Raw genomic sequence first — 20,911 nt, forward strand, 5'->3', positions numbered from 1 at the left:
CATCATACGTTCAATCGGGCACCTTTAACAGCGGGTTGCTTACTAGGCTCACAGGGGAGCTCTACATAAAAGGTTGTTTCCTTACCAGGTACACTCTCAAACCACAGATGGCCATTGTGCATTTCTGCAATTTTTCTGGAGATGGATAACCCCAGTCCAAAGGACTGTTCACCGGCTGTACCCGGTCTTCCGGCAGAAGTGTGCATCTCAAAGATCTTTTCCTTTAATTCCGGCGGAATACCAATGCCTTTATCCTTGATCATAATGGTAAAGGTATTGTCTGTCCGGGTAGCACTGATACTGATTACTGACCTTTCACTACTGAACTTGATGGCATTGTCAATCAGGTTGGTAAAGAGCTGCCAGATCTTGTCCCTGTCCAGGTATGCCATACCTGCGGGTATACGGCCTACCCTGATGCGTTGTCTTTTCTGCTGTGCTTTGAATTGTAGCAGGTCTATACATTCCATCAGGAGGAGGCGAAGGTCTGTCAGTTCTGATTTCAAACCAGCCAGTTGTCCTTTGTTCTTATTTTCGAGTAGTTGGTTGATGATTTCAAATGCCTGGTTGCCAGCGTTGGCGATCATCTGGTACATAGCTTTGCGCTGCGCCAGGTCGAACTCATCGCCATCCAGCAGTAAGCCTGCGATGGCCCCTATATTGCCTACCGGATTTTTCAGGTCATGGATGATGACTTTGAGCAGGGCGGCATTTTCCTGGTCACGGCTTTCCAGGTTGCGTAGGGCAGTAGTAAGCCTGTCATTCTGAATACCCACGAGTTGCAGGTTCTGCTTGGATCGTAACCATGTTTTCCAGATCAGGAAGGAGATGGTGATCAGAGAGGCCAGGAAGAGCCCTGCGATGACCAGCAGGACAGTTTTGAGCCGGTCGTCATTTTTGAGTGTAATGATCTCCTGCTGACGGGCTACGTTGTCAAATTCCCGGCTGATGTCTGCTTCATGAAACTTCCGGTTGCGGCCGTCCAGCGAGTCTTTGATGTAGGTATATTCTTTCAGGAAAGCGTATGCCTTGTCTGGTTGTTTTGTTTTCTCAAACCAGGTTTGCTCTGCTTTGAGCCACCTGAGGCGCAGTTCTTTGTCAGGCTGAGCGATGGTATCCAGTGCCGATTTTATCTGTTTCAATACATTGAATGCTTCGGGCATCCGGTTGGTATTGATGTAGAGATTTGCCAGGCGCAACAGTGTAAAATAGGCGTCGTCATTGGCATAACCCGGCTGGTTATTGATGCGGATACTTTCCAGCAGGAGAGGTTCCACACTGGCAGTATCTCCCTTTTTCAGGTACATGAAAGACTGATTGCCATAAATTACACCTTTTGCAGTAGCGATATAGCGCTTTTCGTTCGCCCCGGTATTGAACCGGTTTTCATTTGCACTGATATAACTGAGGGCTTTCTCAAAATATACACCGGCACTGTCGTAGTTGCCGGCACGATCAAAGGAAAGCGCAGTATTATCAATATTTTCCTGGATGAATGAGAAAGCAGCAAAGTTCTGCTCACCACAAATGAGGCGAAGCTGAGTCGCTGTTTTGAAATATTGAGCGGCCTGCGTGTATTTCTCCTGCCTGTAGCAGATCATGCCCAGCTGATTGTAATAGTCAGCCAGGAACGCAGTGTCATGAGTGGTTTCACCTATTTGTTTTGCCTGATAATAATATTCGAAAGCTTCAGTCAGCCGTTTTTGTGCTACCAGCACATCCCCTTTATTCAAAAGCGCATTGACATAAGACTTTGTGTACTTTTTGTTGTCCCTGAGATCTCTCATTACATACAGCATGCTGTCGCAATAGATCAGGCTTTTTGAGTAGTCTTTGTCGTAATAATATCCTCTTTTGAACTGGTATTTACGGTACAGATCGCCGGGGCCTGCATCCTGAAAATTTGCATATACGGAATCCAGGTATCGTATACCTCTCTCCCTGTCAGGATCTGCTCCCAGGCTGTCGGTATGGCGGATGACGGCATCGAAAAATATTGGGTGATCAACGTTTTGCTGTTGACCGGGGTTACAGGCAATACCTACTGAAAGTATGCACACTAACAATACATACCAGAACACTCGCAGGAGGGATAATTCTTTTGTACTACGAATAAACATTACATCTAATAACGTTAATAATCGCTAAACTATTTTTTAGCAGAACATTTTGTAACAGGTATTGGCTATTGTCCGCCCTAGTGTAAGTTAAAGCGTTTTTTGCAGGATGTATAACAGGGGGTGAAAAATTACATGTAAGTGGTATAATGATATAAGGATACTTTTTCAATTAATAGGGATTTTTAATGCGATTAAATTTCAGGGATCTCTTGTATGGGGATAGAAAAAACTGAGGACCACTTTCATGATCCTCAGCCATCAAATTATTGCTTCTTTTCTAACAACTTGAAAAACTGGTCCAGTTGCGGCAAAATAACAATCCTTGTTCTGCGGTTGGCCGCCCGTCCTTCTGGTGTATCGTTGGTGGCTACAGAAATGTATTCGCTACGACCAGCAGCAGTGATACGTGCCGGATTGATGCCGTAATCGTTTTGTAAAATACGGGTTACGGCAGTTGCCCGCTTCACACTCAGATCCCAGTTGTCCAGCAGCACGCCTCTTCTATACGGGTTGGTATCAGTATGACCTTCTACCATGAACTCGATATTGGGCTGGTTATTCAGCACCTTGGCCACTTTGCCCAGTACTTCTTTTGCCCGTGCTGTAATGTCGTAACTACCACTTTCAAACAGCAGTTTGTCGGAGATGTCTATGTACACTACACCCTTTTCAACCTTGATGTTGATATCCTGGTCATTCAGGTCGCCGATAGCTCCCTTCAGGTTCATGACCAATGCCATGTTGAGGGAGTCTTTTTTGGCAATCGCTGATTGCAGGTCCTGGATGTAGGCATCCTTCGCACCTATATTATCCAATGATTTCTTGATGCTTTCAGCCTGTGAATTACTGATTACAGACAGGTTTTTCAGCTGATCAAGCAGTTCGTTATTGTTCTTTTTCAGTCCTTCTGTACGTTCGTCTGCGATATTTCTGCGATGTTCAAAAGCAGCAGTGGAATCACGAAGACTGCGCTGGCAATCCTGTAATTGGCCCTGCAGTGCAACATATTTCTCACTCAGAGAAGCATAGCGGGCCTCAGAAGCCTTGTACTTCTTCGTACCCACGCAGGAAAACAATAATACAGGCAACGATACTACCAAAATCATGATCCTTAGTTTCATATAAATTGTATTTAAATTAAATGACTCTCTAAAATTGATACCTGCACCTGCTATAATTCCAAAACCTTGCCACAATGTGTTTTGGCGGGGTGAACCATACCTTTAAATTTGTTAAAATGATGAGATTGATGGCAATTTCACCAATCATGATAGTAGTTTAGCAGGATGTGTGCAGTGCGTAATGCTTATATTATATTAGGTTTTATTTACCACGTAAGGTCTCATATGAAGAAACAACTCTTTTCCCGCTTGCTGGCAGGGGTGCTGTGTTTATCACCAGCCATTTTAAGCGCACAATCAAAATCGTTATCCACACTACAGCAACAATTTGTTGACCTGCGGTTTGGTATGTTCATTCACTTCAACATTCCTACTTTCATGGACCAGGACTGGCCTGATCCTGAAACACCCGCTACTGCTTTCAATCCGACCAGATTGGATTGTAACCAGTGGGCTGCAACTGCAAAAGCCGCGAATATGGCGTACGGTTGCCTGACCACTAAACACCATAGCGGGTTCTGTATATGGGATACAAAGACTACGGATTACAATGTTATGAATAGTCCGCTGAAGCGTGATGTCGTGAAAGAATATGTAACCGCTTTTCGCGCAAAAGGATTGAAAGTAATGCTGTACTATTCCATCCTGGATACCCATCACAAATTGCGTCCCCACGGCATCACCCGTCAGGATATTGAAATGATCAAAGCGCAGCTCACAGAATTACTCACCAATTACGGGGAAATCACAGCTTTGATTATAGATGGATGGGATGCCCCCTGGTCACGCATCTCTTACGAAGATGTACCGTTTGATGACATTTATCACCTGGTGAAAACATTGCAGCCCAACTGTCTGCTCATGGACCTGAATGCAGCGAAATATCCGACAGATGCACTCTTTTACACAGACATCAAATCATATGAACAGGGTGCTGGTCAGCACATTTCAAAAGAAAGTAATCAGCTGCCTGCATTGTCCTGTTTACCCATCAACCAGAACTGGTTCTGGAAAACAAGTTTCCCGACCACTCCTGTAAAAGATCCGGTGAAACTGGTAAATGACAACCTGGTTCAGTTGAATAAAGCCTGGTGCAACTTCATCCTGAACGTGGCGCCGAACCGGGAAGGTCTCATTGACGACAATGCGGTAGCCGCATTGACACAGATTGGAAAAATGTGGAAACCAGCCGGACCATTACCTGCGTTGCCAAAAGGAGCAGCGCCCATTACCGCACAGAACTTTGCGAAGTACCAGTACAGCAATTCCAGCTGGAGTGATGATATGAATATCATGGATTTTGCAAATGATGATAATTTCCGTACCAGCTGGCAGTCAAATGCCGAGGTGAAACAACCCTGGTACGAAGTGGATTTTGACCGGGAAAAAGATTTCAATATGGTGACCATTGTAGAAGATGGTGATCATATTAAAAAGTACCAGTTAGAATACAACGATGGTGGTGTGTGGAAACCTTTACCTGCCGGTGTGCAACAGGGACGTGTAAGGATACACCGGTTTGATACAGTGAGAGGCGGAAAAGTGAGAATAAAAATTGAAGAAAGTAGCGCACCTCCTGCCATCGCAGAATTTGGCGTATACGATGAAAGAAAGTAGATAAATAATTCTTTCTTTTTTTAAAAAGCCTCCAAACTAAAAATCTTTTGCCGAAGGCAAAAGATTTTTAGTTTGGAATAATCTATCCTGTTAAAAAAAACCTAAAAATAATTACCTACTAATTTAGTAGACTTTGTATATTTGCCCCCGATTCGCTACTACTGCCACCAACTGTAGTACAACAACCCACTGCTACCACCAATAGTAGTACTCCATTTTTACTTGCAATATTTATTGCTGCTATCGCCAACTATAGCAGCCTCCATGCTTTTTACTAATTAAACCGACTTCGAGATGCAAAAACAAGGAAGGCGCGGAATGGCCATATTTATGCCATTCGTAACCTGCGTATTGATCCTGCTCAGCTGCTTGCAATCCATTGCAGCAACGATCCCTATTTCCGGTAAAGTGACAGATGAAAAAGGACAACCATTACCAGGTGTAAGCGTACAGCTCAAAGGCACTGGCACCGGAACTTCTACCGGCACAGATGGTACCTTCACTATCAATGTACCTGACCAGTATGCAGTGCTGGTATTCTCTTATGTAGGCTATGGCAGGCAGGAAGTGCCTGTTGGCGGTCAGAAACATCTTACCGTAAAACTCGCTTCTTCAGAAAGTGCACTGAGCGAAGTAGTGGTAGTAGGGTATGGTACCCAACAAAAAGGAAACATCCTGGGTGCAGTAACAACCATGCCCACCGGCAACCTGATCGAAAAACCATTGGGTAGAGTAGAACAGGCACTGATTGGACAAATGCCCGGTGTACAGGTAAAACAACAAACTGGTATGCCCGGACAGGGCCTGAGCATCACCGTACGTGGTGGTGGATCTGTAACTGCCGGTACTGAACCGTTATATGTAGTAGACGGGTTCCCGTTAGATGTAGTAAGCAATAACGGCTCCGGTGGTTTTACCGCCAGCCCGCTCAATAATCTGAACCCGAACGATATCGAAAGTGTACAGGTGCTGAAAGACGCTGCTGCCGGCGCCATCTACGGTTCCCGTGCTGCCAACGGCGTTGTAATCATCACAACTAAAAGAGGGCAGTCAGGCAAAGCGAAAATCGCTTTCAATGCCACTACCGGTTTAAGTAAAATACAACGCAAAACAGATGTACTGAGTGCAGACGAATGGGTGAAAATGGCGACTGAAGTAGCCAATACTAACTGGGTAGCATCCGGCACCGGTAGATCTGCTACCCAGACAAATGCAGAACGTGCGGCTATCTTAGGACTGGCAAGCGGTGTAGTCAACACTTCTTATATGACGGATGATCGCTGGGCAGAACCTGGCCACCCTGGTCTTACATATCTGGACTGGCAGGATGAGATTTTCAGAACTGCTCCTTTCGGTAACTACGAAGTATCTGCCAGTGGTGGTACAGACAATGTGCATTACTTTATTTCTGGCCATTACCTGGACCAGGAAGGTACCGTTATCAATTCTTCTTTTAAGAATTATGGCGCCAGGGCCAATGTGGAAGCGAATGTAGGCAAGCACGTAAAAGTAGGGCTGAACCTTGCTCCGAGCTACTCTGAAAACCATGCACCTGATGCAGAAGGTAAAGATAACCAGGTGATGAAAGCCCTGCAAATGGTGCCGGTGGTTGAATCTACCGCTGGTAATATGACGGGTGCCGGTGGCCGTTCTACCTACACCTGGGCAAGTGCAAAACTGATCAGCCCTTATGCTTACCTGAAAGAAGTGACCAGCCTTGTAAAGACAACCCGCCTGCTGGGATCCATGTATGGTCAGTATGAAATAATTCCGGGCCTGGTACTGAAGTCTACCATAAACCTGGACCAGATGAACCTCACTACTAAAAGATATATTCCTGATGATGTAGTGGTTGGTGCTGCCACAGAACTGGTTACCAATCCAGGTAAGAATGCTTCCGGCTCCTATGGCGGTTATACCAAACAAAACTTCATCAACGAAAATACCCTCACTTATGCCAAAACGATCGCAGGTAAGCACAACATCTCGGCAGTATTGGGTGAATCATTCAACAGGGTACACTACGAAAACTTCAGCATTGCCACAGCAGGTGGTTTTGCCAACGATATTATTCAAACACTGAACAATGCCATTCCCAATAGTTCAGGTGTGACGACTACCGGTTCTACCAGCGAAAGCAACAACACGTTGTACTCCTGGTTCGGCAGGGTACAATATGATTATGCAGGTAAATACCTGGTGACAGCCAGCTTAAGAAAAGATGCATCTTCCCGGTTTGGGGCTGACAGCCGCTGGGGTACTTTCCCTTCTGCTTCCATCGGATGGCGCTTGTCAGAAGAACCTTTTCTGAAAAGTGTAAGCTTTATCAATGACCTGAAACTACGTGTGAGCTGGGGTAAATCGGGTAATAACAACATTGGCGATTATGGTTCTATCCCTACACTCACCAGTGCTACTTACAGCTTTGGTGGTAACAGTGCTACTGCTGCTACTGGGCAGGTGGTATCAGGTCTGGCAAATCCTAACCTGAAATGGGAAACTTCCTCTACCTGGAATGCCGGTATTGATGGTAGTTTTCTGCGCAGCCGCCTGAATGTAATCGTGGATGTATACAGAAAGAAAAATACCGATCTGCTGCTGAACCTGCCTGTAGTAGGTGCCAGTGGTTTTACAACCAGCTTACAGAACATTGGTGCTGTACAAAACCAGGGTCTTGAAATCGGTGTGAACAGTGTGAACGTTCGCCTGAAAAACTTTGAATGGTCTACCAATGCAAACATCGCTTTCAACCAGAACAAAGTACTGGAACTGGGTCCTGATGGCGCACCAATTGAAATATCTTCTGCTTACAGTGGTAGCAATGCACCATACCTGTTGAAGAAAGGTCTGCCGCTGTTCAGCTATTATGTAACGAAAGTAAATGGTCTGCTCACACAGGCGGATATCGACGATGCGAGTGTGGCAAGAGTTACCAAAGAGAGGGTAGGAGATCCTAAGTATTACGATGCGAATGGCGATGGTTCCATTACTTCTGCAGACAGGGTGGTGTATGGCCAGCCTACGCCTAAATATACCTGGGGCCTCACCAATACTTTCAAGTATAAAGACTTTGACCTGGGGGTAACTATCTATGGTCAGCATGGTGGTTCCATCCTTTCTTACCTGGGCAGGGCGATCGACTTTTCCGGTAGTACCACTGCCAATACCCTGGGAGTATGGAGAGACAGGTATACGGATGCTAACCAGAACTTCAGCGCACCCCGTGGTAAAGCTGCCTCTACTTTCACCGTGCCTAACGTAACATCCGACTGGATCTATAGCACTGACTTCTGGCGTATTCAGAACATCACCTTAGGGTACAACCTGAAACACATTCTCAGAACCAATGCTATCAGTGGCGCGCGTATCACAGCTTCTTTACAGAACTGGTTCAGCCATGATAAATACAAAGGCGGTGCAAACCCCGAAGCACAAAATACCAATACCAGTGGTAACAGCAGCTATGCATTGCCAGGGGATTATGGCGCAGTGCCTTTGACCAAATCTGCGGTTATTGGTTTGAATGTCACCTTCTAATTTAAAAAGTAAAACGATGAGATCAGGATATATATTTTTATTGGGTCTGCTATTTGCTTCCTGCTCCAAACAGCTGGATCAGACGCCGGTATCCAGTACAACTACAGGCAATTTTTACTCAACACAAAATGATTTTGTGCAGGCGGTGAATGGGGTTTATTCAGGGCTGAAGAACTATCCTTCTATGGCCTTGTGGCTGGGAGAGATGCGGAGTGATAATATCAACGCCATCTCTGATGGTAACCGCGACTGGCAAGGCATCAACGATATGTCGCCAGACATTACGGCGGTTACATTCATCACGAATGCATGGCAGAATAACTACAATGCGATCTATAATGCAAACAGCACGCTGGATGCATTTGCCACTAAAGGTAGTGTAGTAACAGATACAACACTGCGCGCACGACTCATAGCTGAATGCCACTACCTGCGGGCGTTCTATTATTTCGAACTGGTGAAATTATTTGGTAAAGTACCTTTGATCACCACAGCCATGACGTCTTCAGAAGCGGCTACTGTACCGAGAACAGCCGTGTCACAGGTATATGATACCATTATTTCCGACCTCACTTATGCAGGCGCACATTTACCTGCCAGCTATACCGGTTCCAATGTGGGCAGGGCCACTTCCTATGCAGCCAAGGGCTTGCTGGGCCAGGTATACCTCACCCGTTCCGGTCCTGACTATGGCATAGAAGGTCCGGGTTTAAACAGTGGTGAATATGACAAAGCACTGGCATTGTTCAATGAAATTATCGCGAGCGGCACTTATTCATTTTTGAGCAGTTATTCAAATATCTTCTCTTATACCAATGAGAATAATGCAGAAGTGATCTTTGATGTACAGTTCATGAGTAGCTCCAATGGCGCGGGTTTTCCAAGTTACCTCGTACCGGTGGCATACTGGACCAGTTTAGGATTGTCCAATACATATGGGAATGGATATGGCGCAAGCAACTTTGCAGTGACCAGCAATCTTAAAACTTCTTACGGCGATACTGATACACGCAAAACCTTCAATATCGCAACTACGTATACAACAGCTCCGTTTATCAAAAAGTATATCAACACGGCTTACAAAGGTACCAGTGGTACAGACTGGCCTATTAACTTCATCGTACTGCGTTATACAGATGTGCTGCTGATGAAAGCGGAATGTATCTTACATGGTGCTTCGGGCTCACAGGCAGATGTGGATGCGATTGTGAACCAGGTGAGAGCAAGAGCGGGTCTGAGTAGCTTGTCCAACGTAACGCTGGATCAGCTGATGGAAGAGCGCAGAAAAGAATTCTTAGGCGAAGGGTTGAGATGGAATGACCTGGTACGTGAGGGCATGGCAGTAACGACGATGAATGCATGGATAGCAGCAGATGCAGTGACGAATGTGGAAACAGTGGTGCCTGCATATGTGATTTACCCGGTACCATCAGCGGAGATTTCCGCGAGTGGGGGCTTGTATGAGCAGAATACAGGATACTAAAACAGAAAAGGGCTGTATCAAAAGTACGGTACAGCCTCTTTTTATTCGGGTACCTGATGGAGACAAGTTGTCTTTTAAGCAATTCTCAGGAGGTACTTTTATTTTTGATACAGCCCCTTTTTTTACCTTTATAGCATGCTAACAGAACAAGCTGCTATCGAACTACAGAAAACCCTTCGCCAACAACTGGTACTGACAGATCAGTTACCCGAAAACCTACAACTCATAGCCGGCGTGGATGTCGAATATGATAAAGAAACCGACCTGATAGCGGGTGCTATTGCTGTACTGGACTTTCATACACTGGCAGTAAAGGCTGTTGCTACCCATGTTATGCACGTCACCTTCCCTTACATTCCCGGATTATTTTCATTCAGAGAAATGCCTGTCTTACTGGAAGCCTGGAAGAAACTGGAACTGCATCCAGACCTGATTATCTGTGATGGTCATGGATTGGCGCATCCCCGACGATTTGGGTTGGCCTGTCACCTGGGTGTGGTATTGAACATACCGACATTAGGATGTGGCAAAACCCGCCTGTTTGGTGATTTCGAACCGCCGGCAGCAGAACGGGGTAGTACATCCTCTTTACTGGCAGAAGATAATAGTGAGCCCGTAGGCAATGTATTGCGTACGCAACCCGGTATCAACCCTGTGTTTGTTTCACCGGGGCATAAGATCAGTATTGCAACTGCTACAGATATCGTGTTGAAAATGGCGGTAGAATATCGGTTGCCGGAGACTACGCGTAAGGCAGATCATTATGGGAGGGAAGCGCTGCTGGCGTATAAGAACGGTTAAAAGTACGGATAAATTTAAACCTGTCGGAGCAAGGCCTGTCTAATCCAAAGACTCGTATTCAAATTCAACCACCATTTATTCCCCTTCGTATGCAAAACAACTATTTACTTTCCATGGTGCTATGCCTGCTGGCATTGCAACCTGCCGCTGCCCAGTCCATGGGAAACTTAGATCAGCGGGAAGTCGCCATCAGCTTTATGGAATACATACAGGATGGAAGACCCGATAAAGCCGCGGAACTATTGGATCAGGGTAGAGTAAAATACGATGATCATCTGAAGGCGAGCATGAAAGGAGCCGCAGAGAGTATCAGGGATGTGGCAGAGATGACCATACCCGCAGTGACAGCGATGAAGACAGATAGTACAGTGTTTTTCAGGTGCAGGTACTATGCCCCCAAAGATAAGTTCCCTGACTATTACCAGGTGGATATTCAATTTGTAGACGGGCAATCCTTAAAAATAAGTAAACTGGTATTTTACGACAGGGCGACCCTGGTCAAAATGCAGACAGCCAGGAAAGAATAAATGAGAAAAGGAATCACTATAATGATTCCTTTTTTTTATATATTTTTCATTCTATGAAACAGCGCTTACTTTCCCTGGACTTTTTCCGCGGTGTCACCGTAGCGGGCATGATCCTCGTAAACAACCCCGGCGACTGGGGCCACATCTACGCTCCCCTGGAGCACTCCAAATGGAATGGCTGCACACCTACAGACCTGGTATTCCCGTTCTTTCTCTTTATGGTAGGGGTAGCGGTATCATTTGCCCTGAGCAGCAGACGGGAAGATCCTTCCTTACATAAATCCCTCATCCTCCACATATTTCGCCGCGCGGCCATCATATTTGGCATCGGACTGGCTTTTGGTCTCATACCCCGGTTTGACTTCGCACACGTACGTATACCCGGTGTATTGGCCAGGATTGCGGTCGTTTACCTCGTCATATCATTATTATACCTGAAAACGGGCAGTAAAACCAGGATCTGGATTTGTGGTGGTTTATTAATAGTATACTACCTGCTCATGACCCTCGTGCCTGTACCAGGTGTGGGCTACCCCAACCTGGAGCCGGAAACCAATTTAGGCGCATGGCTGGACAGAACTATTCTCACCCCTGATCACCTCTGGAAGCAATCCCGCACCTGGGACCCTGAAGGCATTTTAAGTACATTGCCTGCCATTGGTACCGGCTTATTAGGGATCATGGTTGGCGATTGGGTAAGGAGAAAAGATAAACCGGAAGCAGACAAGGTCGCCTGGTTATTTGCAGCAGGGTTCCTGTCAGTACTTGTGGGATTGATATGGGATGGCTTTTTTCCCATCAATAAACAATTGTGGACCAGTTCATTCGTATTGTTTACAGCAGGGTTAGCTACTATGGGGCTGGCACTCTGTTACTGGCTGATAGACGTGCAGGGGTATAAAAGAGGTACTGCTCCCTTTGTGGCCTTTGGCCGCAATGCCATTACAGCTTATGTACTGTCCGGACTGGTACCCAGAATACACAGTATACCATCCTCCCTGTTCATGCCATGGTTATCGCCGCTCAATGCCTCTCTGGCAGCGGCCATTACATTGGTACTACTCATGCTCATACCTGTATGGATCATGTACAAGCGAAATATTATAGTGAAGATTTGACCGGTTTTTTGTATTATTAAGCGTCTTCCAAAATCAACTGCCAATGCAATCGGAGAGTCACGTGTTATGGTGGAATGCGTTTAAACAGGGGGACTGGGATGCCTTCACCGCTCTTTATGGAGAGTTTTATGAACTATTGAACAACTATGGCCGTAAGTTCACGCGCGATGAAGACCTCATTCACGACGTAGTACACGATCTCTTTGTGAGAATATGGACTACCCGCCAGCGACTGGGTCAACCTGTATCTGTAAAAAATTACCTGTACAAAGCATTCCGATCTACCTTATTCCGCAAGCTCCAGTCCCTTTCCAAATTTGTGGAACTGGAAGGGGAGGGAGGTGGCTTTACTGTCAACTTTATTCCCGATGCATCTTTCCGGCAGGAGGAGCAGGAACTGCGCAAACAGGTAATCGACCTGGTCAATACGCTCCCTGCCCGGCAACAGGAGATCATCTTCCTCCGATTTTACGAAGGCATGTCCTACGAAGAGATCTCCGCGATCATGGACATCAATGTGAGTTCCACGTATAAATTATTATATAAAGCCCTCGATAACCTGCAAAAGGCCTCCAACAAACAAACCTGGCTGCTTATAAGCTGCCTTTTTTTCCTGCTGAAAAATTTTTCAAAAAAAATTCCTCTTCCGGAGGGATAATTTTTACTATGTCATGTATAATACCAATAAACAGGGGATAGCGTGATGAACAATGATAAATATTTAGCGTATTCACTACAGGATTTTTTGGATGATGATGCTTTTGTTAAATGGGTATCAGGCAAGGAACAAGACCCTGTAGTAGCACAATTCTGGAGTGAGTTCCCTGTACAGTATCCTGCTGCAGCTGCCAACTTTGAGTTTGCTGTCAATGTGATCCGTTCCTACCGGTCACAGGAATTCTGGGACAATAAAGATAACAAGGCCCGTGTACTCGAAAGGATCACGGCTACGATAGAAAGTCAGGGTGCCCGCCCTGCCCGTATGCGTTGGTTAAACAACTGGGTGCGTGCAGCAGCAGTTGCACTTGTTGTGACTGCCGGAGGTTATATGATAGTGAACCATTACTTCCGGTCTCACATGGAACAGATAGCAACTGGTTATGGAGAAATGAGAACAGTAACCTTGCCAGACCACAGCACTGTAACACTCAATGCATCTTCTGCTATTTCATTCAGCGAAGAATGGAGCGACACAAAACCAAGAGAAGTATGGATAGAAGGTGAAGCCTATTTCGATGTAAAACATATCAACCGAACTGGTCCCGGCCAGCAATTTATAGTACATAGCAATGGCATTAATATAGAAGTACTGGGTACATCCTTCAATGTAAGAAGCCGCCATGGCAAAACCAAAGTTGGATTAATCACCGGTAAGATCAAAGTAGATTATAATAAGGATCGCTCGCTCGTCATGTTGCCTGGTGACTATGTGGAATACGCAGACAACAAATTACTATTAACAAGAAAGTTAGATAAGCCCGAGAAGATAAAGCGCTGGACCGAGATACAGCTTACGTTTACAGACGCCACTTTAGGTGAGATCATAGAAACACTGCAGGATAACTATGGCTATACCGTAAAAGTAGCTGATGCCTCACTCAGAAAGTTAAAGATTGAAGGAGATATTAACGTAACGAATGTTGAAGAACTCTTAACTGTAATTACTACTACGCTAAACGTAACAATCGATCAACCTTCCAAAAAGGAACTGGTCATCACATCAGGAAAGTAAGGGAGTACGCGGAGGAAGCGCGTATAAACAGTACACGTAAAAAAAAACTAATGAACATTTTAAACCAAAATCTCATTTTGGGGCTGCTTTCCTGTGCCCTGCTACCAGGTATTGCTGCACCTGTCAGCGCACAGACGCCCGCGATGTATGCTTCCATGAGGCAGACAGATAATATCCCTCACCACAAGGCAGGAACAATATCACTGAAAGATGCACTTTTAAGGCTGAAAAAGCTGCAAAATATCCGTTTCGCATACAGGGAAGGACTGCTGGATGGAAAAATGGTTCCCGCTGACCTCGTAGACAGAGCAGAAACAATGGAGGCAGAAGCTGCCTTAAAATTATTACTGTCTGATTTTGCGCTTACTTATATGCGTGTAAATAAAACACAGTATTCTATCTATACCAGCGATGCTAATGCAGCCATTCTCAATTACAATGCACTCTTTGCCGATAAACTGAAAGGTAAGATCACCGGCCCTGATGGCGCCCCTGTACCGGGTGCTACCATCTCTGTAAAAGGTAATCCCGCTCTCGTTACTGTAGCCAATGATAAAGGAGATTTTGAACTGAATCTGAAAGATGCTACGCTACCTGTAGTATTGGTTGTTTCATCCATTGGTTTTGATAAGCAGGAAATAACTGTCACCAGCGCTGCTGATATCGTGAGTGTGAAACTGGCTGAATCCAACAAAGCACTCTCTGAAGTAGTTGTGACCGCATTGGGTATTAAAAAAGACAAAAAAGCACTGGCATATGCTGTTACCGAAGTAAAGGGTAGTGATTTCACACAGGCCCGCGAGGTGAACGTAGCCAATGCACTCACCGGCAAAATTGCAGGTGTGAACGCTACCAGTCTGGCTAGTGGGCCCGGTGGTTCCAGCCGTGTGATCATTCGTGGTAATACTTCGTTGAATGGAGATAACCAGCCGCTCTATGTTGTAAACGGTATGCCTATCGACAACACGACCCCAGGTGGTAGCCCTACTACCGGTGGTGGTGGTCAGAACGTAGACCGTGGTGATGGTATCGGTGGTATCAACCCTGATGATATCGAAACCATCAGCGTACTGAAAGGAGGTACTGCCGCAGCGCTCTATGGCTCCCGCGCAGCGAATGGTGTGATCCTCATCACTACCAAGAAAGGCCGTTCACGCAAAGGTGTTGGCGTAGATTACAACACTACACTCACTGTAGAAACACCTGCTGTGTATCCTGACTGGCAGTATGAATATGGCCAGGGCGACGGCGGTGTAAAACCAACTTCACAGTCACAGGCAGTGACCTGGGGCCGTCGTAGCTGGGGTGCGAAGATGGATGGTCAGCCTTACATCGCATTCGATGGTAAAGAACATCCCTACTCTCCACAAAAAAACAATATTCAGAATTTCTACCGTACAGGTTCTACTTATACCAACACCGTAGCTTTTAACGGTGGTAACGAAGCACTGAATTTTCGCTTCTCGCTCTCTAATACCAACAGTAAAAGCATCGTTCCCAATTCAAAGTTCGACAAGAAAATTGCGAACCTGAACCTGAACGCTGCACTGGGTAAAAGAATCAGCATCGAAGCTATAGCGCAATACAATGTAGAGAATGCCACAAACCGCTCCAGTTCAGGGGATGCTACCGGCAACCCTAACTGGGGCGTATACATGATCGCGAATACAGTAGACATCCGCTCTCTGGATCCGGGTTATGATGCCAATGGCCGCGAGATTCAATGGAACGAAACCGCATATGCTTCCAACCCTTACTTCGTAGTAAACCGCTTCAAAAACAATGATACCAAAAACCGTTTCATTGGTCAGGCAAGTGTGAAATATGATCTCCTGAAAAACCTGTATGTCAAAGCAAATATCAGCCGCGACTTCTTCAACTACGACTATGTAGGCATCATTCCTACTGGTACGGTATATACTACAGGTGCTGCCGGTGAATACAGTGGTTTGAGAAATGCCGTGTCAGAAACCAACTCTATGCTGACTGCGAACTACAATACCAAAATTGCTGGTGCAATTGGTCTGAATGTACTGGCAGGTACGAACGCCCGCCGTTACAAATCAAACCAGACAGCTATTACGGGTACACAGTTCATCATTCCGTTCTTCTATAGTTATACCAACTTAAGTACCACGACTACTACACCAACAAGAAATAACGTAGCGACCAACTCTGTATTTGGTGCGATAGACCTGGATTACAAGTCTGTGCTGTTCCTGAACTTCAGCAGCCGCCAGGATTGGTTCTCTACACTGAGCCCACAGAATAACCACATTTTTTATCCTGCTGTAGGTACCAGCTTCATCATCTCTGATGCAGTACAATTGCCTAAAGCCATAAGCTATGCCAAAGCACGTGCCTCCTGGGCACAAGTGGGCGGTGCTACACCTGACCCATACATCTTAAACCAGAGTTACACCATGGTACAGGGTGGACATGATGGACAACCCGTTCAGACTGTTACCCAGTCCGGTGGTGTAAACCTGGTGACCAATTCCAGCCTGAAACCACTCACATCTACTACTTACGAAGTGGGGCTGGAAGCACAATTCCTGCATAACCGTATCGGTTTTGATGTGACTTATTACAGCAAGCAAACGACGAATGATATTGTAAGCACAGCCATCTCTACCGCTTCCGGTTATAACAATGCCCTCCTGAACGTAGGTAAGTTGTCTAACAAGGGTATTGAAGTACTCTTAACAGGTACACCTGTAAAATCTAAAAACTTCACCTGGAATGTGAGCTACAACATGGCTTACAATAAGAGCGAAGTAGAACAGCTGGCAGCAGGGCTCACCACCTTACAGATGGCGACCAGCGTAGGTAGCTGGGCATTCGTTCACAACTCAGTAGGTCGTCCGTATGGGGTGATCATGGGTTACTCCGCGTCGAAAAACGAGAAGGGCCAAACCATCTACAACAGTGCTACCGGCTATGAACAAAAGAGTGCATTGAAATATTTAGGCAATGGTGTACCACCATTGACAATGGGTCTCAGCAATACCTTCAGCTACAAACGCCTGTCACTCGATGTACTGGTAGATGGCAAATTTGGTAACAAAGTATTTTCTGTAATGGACGTATACGCTACCCGTTTCGGTCTGCACAAAAAGACCCTGGCAGGTCGTGAAAACGGACTGGCACTAAGCGGTGTAGATCAGAATGGCAATGCTTATACCAACACCATTCCTGTATCTAACCTGCGCCTTTACTACGACAATACCAAGAACTATACAGATCATTTTATGTACGACGGCAGCTTCGTAAAACTGCGCCAGGTAGTACTGAGCTACCAGATTCCTGTACAAAAGCTGAAGATCGTACAGAGCGCTTCCCTGTCTTTCGTAGCGCGTAACCTGCTCATCCTGTATAAGAATACGGACAACTTTGATCCGGAATCAAGCTACACGAACAGTAATGCCCAGGGCTTTGAAGCGTTTGGTATACCACGCACCCGGAGCTTTGGTCTGAACCTGATGGCTAAATTCTAATTGTTCATGTTACACACTCGAATTATGAAAATGCGTTTTAACTTTCTGATATATACAGCCGTAGCAGCGACCTTATTGATTCAGTCCTGCGACAAAGGCTTTGAAGCAATGAATGTAAACCCGGATGCCTCTACCACCGTAGTACCGGAGTATATGTTTAGCAAGGCGCTGCTGGATGCGCTGAACAATAGCTGGTTTGCCACAGATGCGCTGGCCTGCGGGGGATCTATGCAGCAGTTTGCTACTTATAAGGATGTACCGGGCATAGGGGACAAATACTATTTCCAGCAGGGTACATATCCCTATGATTTTTTTACAACCGGGTATCCCGGCGCTGTGAACGAAATAGGCACAGTGATAAATGCACTCGATTCATCAGAAACCAACAAACTTTCTATCGCACGCATCTGGCGTGTGTACATCATGAGCCGCCTTACTGATATCTATGGTGATATTCCTTATTCAGAAGCGGCACAGGGGTATACGACCAACAATTTTACCCCTAAGTACGATGCACAGCAGGCTATTTATGCTGACATGCTGAAGGTGCTCGATGAATCTGCAGCAGCCTTCGATGCATCTAAAGCTACTTTTGGTGCGGGCGATTATATCTACGCCGGGAATGTGACCAGGTGGAAGAAGTTTGCATACTCACTCATGCTGCGCCTGGGTATGCGCATGTCAAAAGTAGATGCGGCATCTGCACAGACCTGGGTACAGAAAGCGATTGCAGGTGGTGTGATTACAGACGATGCAGACATTGCTACCATGAAGTACACAGACGGTACAGCCCTGAACAGGAATCCGAAAGCAGCTGCACTGCTCTCTAACGACTATGCAGTAGCAGATGGTAAGAGTAATACAGAAGGGGGTAAACTGGCACAGACATTCATCAATATGCTGAAGAGCAATAATGATCCCCGTCTGAATGTGATCGCGATTGTATGGAAAGATGGCAAGGCAGATACCACCACTTCCTTACAGACAGGCATGCCGAATGGCCTGCTGCTGAAGCCCGATAATTTTGCCAGTTACTCAGAGCCAAACCCCGCCACCATCTTACAGTATACGGCGCCTATCATTGTGATGAGTGCTGCTGAAGTAAACCTCTACCTGGCAGAAGCTGCGGTGCGGGGCTGGTACTCCGGCGATGCGGCTACTACTTTCTCAAACGCTATTGGTGCCTCTATGCGCAACTGGGCACAGTTTGGTGCGGCAGGTGTGATTGCTGAAAGCAGGATCACTGCTTACCAGGCGGCACACGTTCTTACCGGTACCACTGCACAACAGCTGGAAATGATCGGCAATGAATACTATGTATCACTGTTCCTCGATGAGCAGCAGATCCATGCAAACTGGCGTCGTTTGGGCTATCCCACACTGACACCGGTGAATATCTCCGGTAATATTACCGGTGGTACCATTCCCCGCCGTTTGCTGTATCCACCTTCAGAAGAAAGTGTGAACGCTGCAAGTCTGCAGGAAGCAGTAAACAGGCAGGGGCCAAACCTGATGACAACCCGCGTATGGTGGGATAAAGAATAATCCTCTCAAATTTTCTATCATGCAAAACCAAAGAAGATCCGTATTGAAAAAAATGTTTGCCGCTGCAGCTGGTATGACCGGTATCAGTGCCGTGGCAAAGGCTGCAGGCGCTACACTGCCTGCCGCCACTGAAAATGGAAATGTAGTGTATGACCAGGAAGTGCCTTTGTTTTCCAGCTTCAAAGTGCATGGCAATACTGTATACATTGCCGGAATCGGCGCTCACTTCGAAGGCGATATCAAGGCACATACCGATCATGTGCTGAAGGAAATGGAAGTACAGTTAAAAAAGGCAGGTTCTTCGATGGACAAGGTATTGAAGGTAAGCGTATTCCTGCATGACCTGAATGATTACAAGGCCATGAATGAGGTGTTTAGAGGCCGGTTTGGCGCTAACCCTCCGGTACGTACTACCGTAGCTGTATATGGAGGAGTGCCGGGAGACTCTCTTGTAGAAATGGACTGCATTGCATCTCTATAAAAATAGTTCCCCCTTCTCTACGGGATCGCTTATTGAAGCGGTCCCCCCTTTCTTGTTCACGTTTTTATTTTACTACTCATGAACCGCAGAGACTTATTGAAAAATATGTCTGTGATCCCTGTATTCGGGGCTTTCGCAGGCAGTGCTAACATATTGCCATTAACTGACGCCGCACCCGCTGTTGCTAAAGATTATTTCAAGGAACTGGGCATCCGCACTTTTATTAACGCGGCCGGTACCTACACTGCTATGACAGGATCGCTCATGCGTCCGGAAGTGATGAATGCCATCAACTATGCATCCAAAGATTTTGTATTGCTCGATGAGCTGCAGGATAAAGTAGGCGCGCGCATTGCACAATTGCTGAAATGTGAATATGCGACCGTTACCTCTGGTTGTGCATCGGCCATGACCCTGGGGGCTGCGGGTGTGCTCACCGGCATGGATGAAAAGAAAGTGGCACAGCTGCCACACCTGGAAGGTACTGGTATGAAGACGGAAGTGATCATCCAGCGCAAGCATGATATAGCGTATGCACATGCGTTGAAAAACACAGGGTTAAAGATTGTGTATGTAGATACCAAAGAAGACCTGATCGGTGCTATTACAGATAAAACTGCACTGATGTATTTCCTGAATGCGAACAACTTTGATGGCCCGGTACAGGTAGAAGAATTCCTGAAAATAGCACAGGCACACAACATTCCTACCATGATAGATTGTGCGGCAGACGTGCCGCCTGTGGAAAACCTGTGGAAGTATACGAACATGGGGTATGACCTGGTTTGCTTTTCTGGTGGTAAAGGAATCCGTGGTCCACAGAGTGCGGGCTTACTACTGGGCAGAAAAAAATACATCCAGGCAGCAAGACTCAGTGCACCACCCAGGGGTAATACCATTGGCCGTGGACTGAAGGTAAACAAAGAAGAAATACTCGGTATGCTGATAGCGCTGGAAACCTACCTGGCTACCGATCATGATAAAGAATGGAAAATGTGGGAAGCGCAGATCAAACTGATTGGCGATGCGGCAACATCCGTAGGGGGTGTGACCACAACCGTGAAAGTACCGGCCATAGCCAATCACGTACCTACCCTGCACGTAAGCTGGGATGCAAAGAAGATTCCTGCTACAGCAGCAGAATTAAAAGAGAAATTGAGAAGCGGTTCTCCATCTATAGAAGTGGCAGATGGAGAAAACCAGCATGCCATTGCCATTACAACCTGGATGCTGGTACCCGGGCAGGAAAAAATAGTAGCCGCAGCGCTGAAAAAAGCGCTTACAGAAAAGGCTCTTTCGGAAACGCATGGTTGATAAATTGGAGTGTGTTTA

General features: G+C 46.2%; 14 protein-coding genes. 12 read left to right on the forward strand and 2 right to left on the reverse strand.

Annotation, left to right across the window (positions count from 1 at the left end):
• Positions 1-2: 2 nt before the first annotated feature.
• Together ABDW16_RS03170 and ABDW16_RS03175 are read right to left on the reverse strand one after the other, a co-directional pair.
• Positions 3-2,120, reverse strand: coding sequence for a tetratricopeptide repeat-containing sensor histidine kinase (locus ABDW16_RS03170; protein WP_343667667.1), 2,118 nt, complete (start codon positions 2,118-2,120; stop codon positions 3-5).
• A 263-nt stretch (positions 2,121-2,383) separates the two neighbouring features.
• Entirely contained in the window at positions 2,384-3,241 is an 858-nt protein-coding gene (locus ABDW16_RS03175; RefSeq protein WP_343667668.1) for an OmpA family protein, read from the reverse strand.
• A gap of 225 nt (positions 3,242-3,466) precedes the next feature.
• Between ABDW16_RS03175 and ABDW16_RS03180 the strand changes: the two genes are divergently transcribed.
• The 12 genes from ABDW16_RS03180 to ABDW16_RS03235 all read left to right on the forward strand — a co-directional run bounded on the left by ABDW16_RS03180 (position 3,467) and on the right by ABDW16_RS03235 (position 20,893).
• Positions 3,467-4,858, forward strand: coding sequence for an alpha-L-fucosidase (locus ABDW16_RS03180; RefSeq protein WP_343667669.1), 1,392 nt, complete (start codon positions 3,467-3,469; stop codon positions 4,856-4,858).
• 294 nt (positions 4,859-5,152) lie between these two features.
• The gene (locus tag ABDW16_RS03185) at positions 5,153-8,395 is read left to right on the forward strand and encodes a TonB-dependent receptor (RefSeq protein WP_343667670.1); all 3,243 of its coding nucleotides are present in this window, start codon (positions 5,153-5,155) and stop codon (positions 8,393-8,395) included.
• A gap of 16 nt (positions 8,396-8,411) precedes the next feature.
• Positions 8,412-9,878 (forward strand): RagB/SusD family nutrient uptake outer membrane protein, encoded by a 1,467-nt coding sequence (locus ABDW16_RS03190; protein ID WP_343667671.1) that lies wholly within the window; start codon positions 8,412-8,414, stop codon positions 9,876-9,878.
• A gap of 135 nt (positions 9,879-10,013) precedes the next feature.
• Complete coding sequence (nfi, locus tag ABDW16_RS03195) at positions 10,014-10,679, forward strand: deoxyribonuclease V (protein ID WP_343667672.1); 666 nt, start codon at positions 10,014-10,016, stop codon at positions 10,677-10,679.
• An 89-nt stretch (positions 10,680-10,768) separates the two neighbouring features.
• Complete coding sequence (locus ABDW16_RS03200; RefSeq protein WP_343667673.1) at positions 10,769-11,206, forward strand: hypothetical protein; 438 nt, start codon at positions 10,769-10,771, stop codon at positions 11,204-11,206.
• Positions 11,207-11,259: 53 nt separating this feature from the next.
• On the forward strand, positions 11,260-12,324 hold the full coding sequence (locus ABDW16_RS03205; protein ID WP_343667674.1) for a DUF5009 domain-containing protein: 1,065 nt from the start codon (positions 11,260-11,262) through the stop codon (positions 12,322-12,324).
• A 43-nt stretch (positions 12,325-12,367) separates the two neighbouring features.
• Complete coding sequence (locus tag ABDW16_RS03210) at positions 12,368-12,982, forward strand: sigma-70 family RNA polymerase sigma factor (RefSeq protein ID WP_343667675.1); 615 nt, start codon at positions 12,368-12,370, stop codon at positions 12,980-12,982.
• A 45-nt stretch (positions 12,983-13,027) separates the two neighbouring features.
• Positions 13,028-14,056, forward strand: a complete 1,029-nt coding sequence (locus ABDW16_RS03215) for a FecR domain-containing protein (protein ID WP_343667709.1) — start codon at positions 13,028-13,030, stop codon at positions 14,054-14,056.
• A gap of 50 nt (positions 14,057-14,106) precedes the next feature.
• A complete protein-coding gene (locus ABDW16_RS03220) occupies positions 14,107-17,553 on the forward strand; it encodes a SusC/RagA family TonB-linked outer membrane protein (RefSeq protein ID WP_343667676.1) in 3,447 nt (1,148 codons plus the stop codon).
• A 24-nt stretch (positions 17,554-17,577) separates the two neighbouring features.
• On the forward strand, positions 17,578-19,098 hold the full coding sequence (locus ABDW16_RS03225) for a SusD/RagB family nutrient-binding outer membrane lipoprotein (RefSeq protein WP_343667677.1): 1,521 nt from the start codon (positions 17,578-17,580) through the stop codon (positions 19,096-19,098).
• Positions 19,099-19,117: 19 nt separating this feature from the next.
• Entirely contained in the window at positions 19,118-19,579 is a 462-nt protein-coding gene (locus tag ABDW16_RS03230) for a RidA family protein (RefSeq protein WP_343667678.1), read from the forward strand.
• 78 nt (positions 19,580-19,657) lie between these two features.
• Positions 19,658-20,893 carry an aminotransferase class V-fold PLP-dependent enzyme gene (locus tag ABDW16_RS03235; RefSeq protein ID WP_343667679.1) on the forward strand — a complete coding sequence of 412 codons (1,236 nt, stop codon included), beginning with the start codon at positions 19,658-19,660 and terminating at the stop codon, positions 20,891-20,893.
• Positions 20,894-20,911 lie beyond the last annotated feature (18 nt).

Origin of the sequence: Chitinophaga sp., assembly GCF_039596135.1 — a bacterium.
Lineage (GTDB): Bacteria > Bacteroidota > Bacteroidia > Chitinophagales > Chitinophagaceae > Chitinophaga.

Excerpts from the sequence above, each read along its gene's own strand:
- ABDW16_RS03205 (WP_343667674.1), top strand. The coding sequence starts at position 11,260 with ATGAAACAGCGCTTACTTTCCCTGGACTTTTTCCGCGGTGTCACCGTA.
- ABDW16_RS03215 (WP_343667709.1), top strand. The coding sequence starts at position 13,028 with ATGAACAATGATAAATATTTAGCGTATTCACTACAGGATTTTTTGGAT.
- ABDW16_RS03235 (WP_343667679.1), top strand. The coding sequence starts at position 19,658 with ATGAACCGCAGAGACTTATTGAAAAATATGTCTGTGATCCCTGTATTC.
- ABDW16_RS03200 (WP_343667673.1), top strand. The coding sequence starts at position 10,769 with ATGCAAAACAACTATTTACTTTCCATGGTGCTATGCCTGCTGGCATTG.
- ABDW16_RS03210 (WP_343667675.1), top strand. The coding sequence starts at position 12,368 with ATGCAATCGGAGAGTCACGTGTTATGGTGGAATGCGTTTAAACAGGGG.
- ABDW16_RS03180 (WP_343667669.1), top strand. The coding sequence starts at position 3,467 with ATGAAGAAACAACTCTTTTCCCGCTTGCTGGCAGGGGTGCTGTGTTTA.
- nfi (WP_343667672.1), top strand. The coding sequence starts at position 10,014 with ATGCTAACAGAACAAGCTGCTATCGAACTACAGAAAACCCTTCGCCAA.
- ABDW16_RS03230 (WP_343667678.1), top strand. The coding sequence starts at position 19,118 with ATGCAAAACCAAAGAAGATCCGTATTGAAAAAAATGTTTGCCGCTGCA.
- ABDW16_RS03220 (WP_343667676.1), top strand. The coding sequence starts at position 14,107 with ATGAACATTTTAAACCAAAATCTCATTTTGGGGCTGCTTTCCTGTGCC.
- ABDW16_RS03175 (WP_343667668.1), bottom strand. The coding sequence starts at position 3,241 with ATGAAACTAAGGATCATGATTTTGGTAGTATCGTTGCCTGTATTATTG.
- ABDW16_RS03170 (WP_343667667.1), bottom strand. The coding sequence starts at position 2,120 with ATGTTTATTCGTAGTACAAAAGAATTATCCCTCCTGCGAGTGTTCTGG.
- ABDW16_RS03225 (WP_343667677.1), top strand. The coding sequence starts at position 17,578 with ATGAAAATGCGTTTTAACTTTCTGATATATACAGCCGTAGCAGCGACC.
- ABDW16_RS03190 (WP_343667671.1), top strand. The coding sequence starts at position 8,412 with ATGAGATCAGGATATATATTTTTATTGGGTCTGCTATTTGCTTCCTGC.
- ABDW16_RS03185 (WP_343667670.1), top strand. The coding sequence starts at position 5,153 with ATGCAAAAACAAGGAAGGCGCGGAATGGCCATATTTATGCCATTCGTA.